The sequence below is a fragment of the Lactobacillus sp. UMNPBX16 genome (genome assembly GCF_002553775.1).
Lineage (GTDB): Bacteria > Bacillota > Bacilli > Lactobacillales > Lactobacillaceae > Lactobacillus > Lactobacillus crispatus.
Genome location: NZ_PCYU01000071.1, coordinates 1 through 4,159, shown reverse-complemented (window position 1 = coordinate 4,159; position 4,159 = coordinate 1). Strand labels below are relative to the sequence as shown.

General features: G+C 31.0%; 5 protein-coding genes and 2 pseudogenes. 6 read left to right on the top strand and 1 reads right to left on the bottom strand.

Annotated features, from left to right (window positions below; all coding sequences use genetic code 11):
• Nucleotides 1-138, bottom strand: a pseudogene (locus tag CP367_RS10250) (IS256 family transposase); the annotation flags it as partial.
• Nucleotides 139-276: 138 nt separating this feature from the next.
• Between CP367_RS10250 and CP367_RS10245 the strand changes: the two are divergent.
• The 6 genes and pseudogenes from CP367_RS10245 to CP367_RS10220 form a co-directional block, all read left to right on the top strand.
• On the top strand, nucleotides 277-1,251 hold the full coding sequence (locus tag CP367_RS10245; protein WP_089148110.1) for a PTS sugar transporter subunit IIA: 975 nt from the start codon (nucleotides 277-279) through the stop codon (nucleotides 1,249-1,251).
• A 1-nt stretch (nucleotide 1,252) separates the two neighbouring features.
• A complete protein-coding gene (locus CP367_RS10240; RefSeq protein ID WP_089148109.1) occupies nucleotides 1,253-1,756 on the top strand; it encodes a transcriptional regulator GutM in 504 nt (167 codons plus the stop codon).
• A gap of 20 nt (nucleotides 1,757-1,776) precedes the next feature.
• On the top strand, nucleotides 1,777-2,325 hold the full coding sequence (locus CP367_RS10235) for a PTS glucitol/sorbitol transporter subunit IIC (protein ID WP_089148108.1): 549 nt from the start codon (nucleotides 1,777-1,779) through the stop codon (nucleotides 2,323-2,325).
• Between the two features lie 27 nt (nucleotides 2,326-2,352).
• Nucleotides 2,353-3,369 carry a PTS glucitol/sorbitol transporter subunit IIB gene (locus CP367_RS10230; protein ID WP_089148107.1) on the top strand — a complete coding sequence of 339 codons (1,017 nt, stop codon included), beginning with the start codon at nucleotides 2,353-2,355 and terminating at the stop codon, nucleotides 3,367-3,369.
• Nucleotides 3,370-3,383: 14 nt separating this feature from the next.
• A complete protein-coding gene (locus CP367_RS10225) occupies nucleotides 3,384-3,755 on the top strand; it encodes a PTS glucitol/sorbitol transporter subunit IIA (protein ID WP_089148106.1) in 372 nt (123 codons plus the stop codon).
• A 278-nt stretch (nucleotides 3,756-4,033) separates the two neighbouring features.
• Nucleotides 4,034-4,159 (top strand): annotated as a pseudogene (locus CP367_RS10220) (IS256 family transposase); the annotation flags it as partial.

Below are 4,159 nucleotides of genomic sequence, written 5' to 3'. Positions count from 1 at the left end.
GGGATCATAGCCCAGAAATGCAGTCAATTCAGCTTCTAACAAGTTATTAACAGCCTGTTGTAGCTCTTTGCGCAATAAATCATTTATTTTGTCTGGATTGAATAGAGCTTGAGCAAAATCTTTGGTAAAATCATTCATGAAGGAGTTCTTCTTTCTGTATGTGTTTTTTTGTTCAAACCAATCATACGAGAAAGGAACTCCTTTTTCTAATGTTTAAAGAAATAAATTTAAGGAATCATTCATCCTTACACAAACTATTTTACGGTCTCTAACTTATTGAAATATGGATTAAACTTTAAGAATTTATATTCAAGAATAAAATGGCATTTATTATTTTTAGTAAATCGTTCATTGTTGCATGAAAGTATTTCCGAAATATTGCCAAAAGGTATTTCAAAAGATTATCCAATTTCATTAGAATTTTCAATTAATCTCTCTAAGTCTATCGAAGAAAATTATCATGTGCATGTAAATCAAGAAGAAATTGATTATTGTGTTATCTATTTTCAAATGTTCCTAGATGAAAGAACTGAGAATCGCACTGATGAAGTGAATGTTGCATTTATAGGATCTATTCGAAATTCAGTTAAAAGTTTTATTGAAAATAAACTTTTGCAAGTATTTGATCAACTTAAAACTACAGATTTTAGTTCTATTTCAAAATTTAATGAAGTTGATCCAAGTAATTATTTAATGGCATTTTCAGATAAACCTTTCTCCTCCCCAAAAACACAAGTTGTCAATATTGGAACTGTTTTTAGACCAGAAGCGTTATCAACTATCTTACAAATATCTGTAGTTGAACATCTTACTGAATTAAATCTTTGTAAAATTTTCGTTACTAAGATTAATGCAAAAAATTATCATGAAGAAGTAAAAAAGTTGATTGCTGATCAAGTTAAGGTGGGAGAATTCAATGAAGATTTTGAAGAAAAATGGAGTAACCGCGAGAAAGATATAGGTAATATCTTTTCAAATGGTATTGCAATCCCTCATGCAGTAGATAGTTCCAATAAACAGCGAATCTTAATTAGTGTTGGAATTGTTAACAATAAATTATCTTTTAGAAATAGAGAAGTAAAACTTATATTTTTGATAGCCATTCCAAATACTTTAAATGATGATTTAGTAAATGCCACTTCTCGTGTTTATGATCTAATTGAATTAATTTCTCGTAATAGTGTTCTATATAGTAATTTCTTAAAATATGATAATTCCAAAAAGTTAGGTCAAATAGCGGAGGGTGTATAAAATGAATATTTTGTATATTTGTATTATTCTTGCTGTTGTATTTTTATTACAAAGTGTTTTGGGATTCTTACAAATTCAAAACTTTGTTAAAGAATTTCGAAAGATGTGTAAAAAAGGCAAAGTTCTGATAGGGAAGAACCCCAAAAAGATGAGAGCAGGAACTCTGTTATTACTGAATATTGATAAAGAAGCAAATATTCAAGATGCAGAAATTATGAAAGGCGTTACGATTTTTGCTAGATTCAAAAAAATAGAAAAATTAAAAAATAAGTCATTACCCTTATTGGCTAGTTCTTATGATGAAATGCAAGAGTTTGATTCTTTAACTCAAGAGTGCATCTTAAATGCTTATCGGAATTATATTAACTTTAAGACTGGAAAAATGAGTCGATCTGATTTAGATACAAGTATAAATACAAATTTTCTATCGTTACCAGTCTTTCAAATGTGGAAAAATGATCTAACATCAAAATTTGTACTTCTAAAGAATAAACTCAGTAGATAGTTCGAAAGAAGGTAAAGAAAATGTCGTATATTATTAAATTTGCTACCTGGTTTATTGGTTTGTTCCAGGCAGGTGGGAAACAGTTTTCTAGTTGGGTAAGTGGAATTATTCCATTAGTCCTTATTATGTTGGTATTTATGAATGCATTAATTGCTCTAATTGGTCAAAAAAGAATGGATAAATTTGCGCAAGCATCTTCAAGTAATCCATTCATGAGATATTTAGTTCTTCCATTCTTAGCAGCATTTATGTTAGGTAATCCATTAGCTCACACAATGGGTAAGTTCTTACCAGAATATTACAAGCCAAGTTATTATGCATCATGTGCACAATTCTGTCATACAAGTAATGGTGTGTTTCCACACATTAATCCTGCGGAATACTTTATTTGGTTAGGTATTGCAAGCGGTGTTCAAAAATTAGGCTTGAATACGATGGATTTGGCTATCAGATACTTATTAGTTGGTTTAGTAATGAACTTTATTGGTGGTTGGATTACAGACTTTACAACAGCTTATGTATGTAGAACAACTGGAATTGAATTATCTAAGAAAGTTGGCTTCCATTAATTAGTTTTAGAAAGTAGATGAATTAATATGTCTAAGTGGAGAAGTGTTAAAGTTGTTCGTGGTTCAGGTGGCTGGGGAGGCCCTTTGGTAATTACTCCAACTGAACAAAAACATACAATTTTATATGTTACTGGTGGGAATCGTCCTAAAATTATTGATAAGCTTGTTAAACTTACAGGGATGAAAGCAGTTGACGGTTTTAAAACTTCAATTCCAGATGACGAAATAGCAGTTGCTGTAGTTGATTGTGGTGGTACACTACGTTGTGGTATTTATCCAAAGAAGAAAATTAAGACAATCAATGTCTTACCAACTGGAAAATCAGGTCCGTTAGCAGATTTTATTGTTCCAGAACTTTATGTATCTGCAGTAGATGTTGATCAAATCTCTTTAGCCAAACAGTCTGATGAGACCGAAACAGCTGAACAAACTGCTTCAACTTCTGATGAAGATAAAAAAGAAAGTGAAACTATAGATACCAGTAAGACAATTACTCAACAAAGTGATAAAGGAAGTTGGGTAGGTAAAATCGGTATTGGAATTGGTAAAATTGTTGCAACTTTCAATCAAGCTGCTAAGAAATCTGTAAAAACAGTTATTGAAACCATCTTACCATTTATGGCATTTGTATCTCTTCTGATCGGTTTCATTAATGGTTCCGGTATTGGTAAATGGTTTGCTAAGCTAATGACTCCACTTGCAGGTAATGTATGGGGATTAATGGTCTTAGGATTTATTTGCTCACTTCCATTCTTGTCTCCATTACTTGGACCTGGAGCTGTTATTGGTCAAATAATAGGAACTTTAATTGGCGTTGAAATTGGTAAAGGAAATATTGCACCACAATATGCACTTCCGGCTTTGTTTGCTATTAATACGCAAAATGGTTGTGACTTTATTCCAGTTGGTTTAGGATTAATGGATGCAGATGCTAAAACTGTTGAAGTTGGTGTAACCTCAGTACTTTACTCAAGGTTTATCAATGGTGTTCCAAGAGTTTTTGTAGCTTGGTTAGCAAGCTTTGGATTGTATAGTGGAAAGTAACAGGAATAGTAATTATGAGCGTTGGAACAAAAAGTATTTTTGAAACAAAAGTTAGAGAAATAGGTAAGGAAGCACAAGATTTTAAATCAATAAATATGCTAATTTTCTTTGGACCAGAAGCTCCAAGTATATTAAAAGATTCCTGCTTCATTATTGATTTAAATGATGTTAATGGTGAAATAAAAAAAGGCATGACTTTAAGAATAGGTGATCATGACTATTTGATTACAGCAGTTGGCAATGAAGTGAATACTAATCTTAAAAATTTAGGTCATATTGCTGTGAGATTCACTGGTGATGAAGCTGCGGAGCTTCCGGGATCACTATATGTTGAGAAAAAAGAATTTCCTAATATTAAAATAGGCACTAGAGTTACAATTTATTAAATTTTAGCTAATTTTTGAATTAGTTAATATCAAAGTATAGGTTCTAGTTCGTATTTTAAAATAAAGTACTTAACAATTAAAAAATAATAAAAAATATATTGATTAACAAAAACTTGAAATATATCAGACTATACCAGAACCTTTATTGAGACTGTAAAATAGTTTGTGTAAGGATGAATGATTCCTTAAATTTATTTCTTTAAACATTAGAAAAAGGAGTTCCTTTCTCGTATGATTGGTTTGAACAAAAAAACACATACAGAAAGAAGAACTCCTTCATGAATGATTTTACCAAAGATTTTGCTCAAGCTCTATTCAATCCAGACAAAATAAATGATTTATTGCGCAAAGAGCTACAACAGGCTGTTAATAACTTGTTAGAAGCTGAATTGACTGCATTTCTG

Excerpts from the sequence above, each read along its gene's own strand:
- CP367_RS10240 (WP_089148109.1), top strand. The coding sequence starts at position 1,253 with ATGAATATTTTGTATATTTGTATTATTCTTGCTGTTGTATTTTTATTA.
- CP367_RS10235 (WP_089148108.1), top strand. The coding sequence starts at position 1,777 with ATGTCGTATATTATTAAATTTGCTACCTGGTTTATTGGTTTGTTCCAG.
- CP367_RS10230 (WP_089148107.1), top strand. The coding sequence starts at position 2,353 with ATGTCTAAGTGGAGAAGTGTTAAAGTTGTTCGTGGTTCAGGTGGCTGG.
- CP367_RS10225 (WP_089148106.1), top strand. The coding sequence starts at position 3,384 with ATGAGCGTTGGAACAAAAAGTATTTTTGAAACAAAAGTTAGAGAAATA.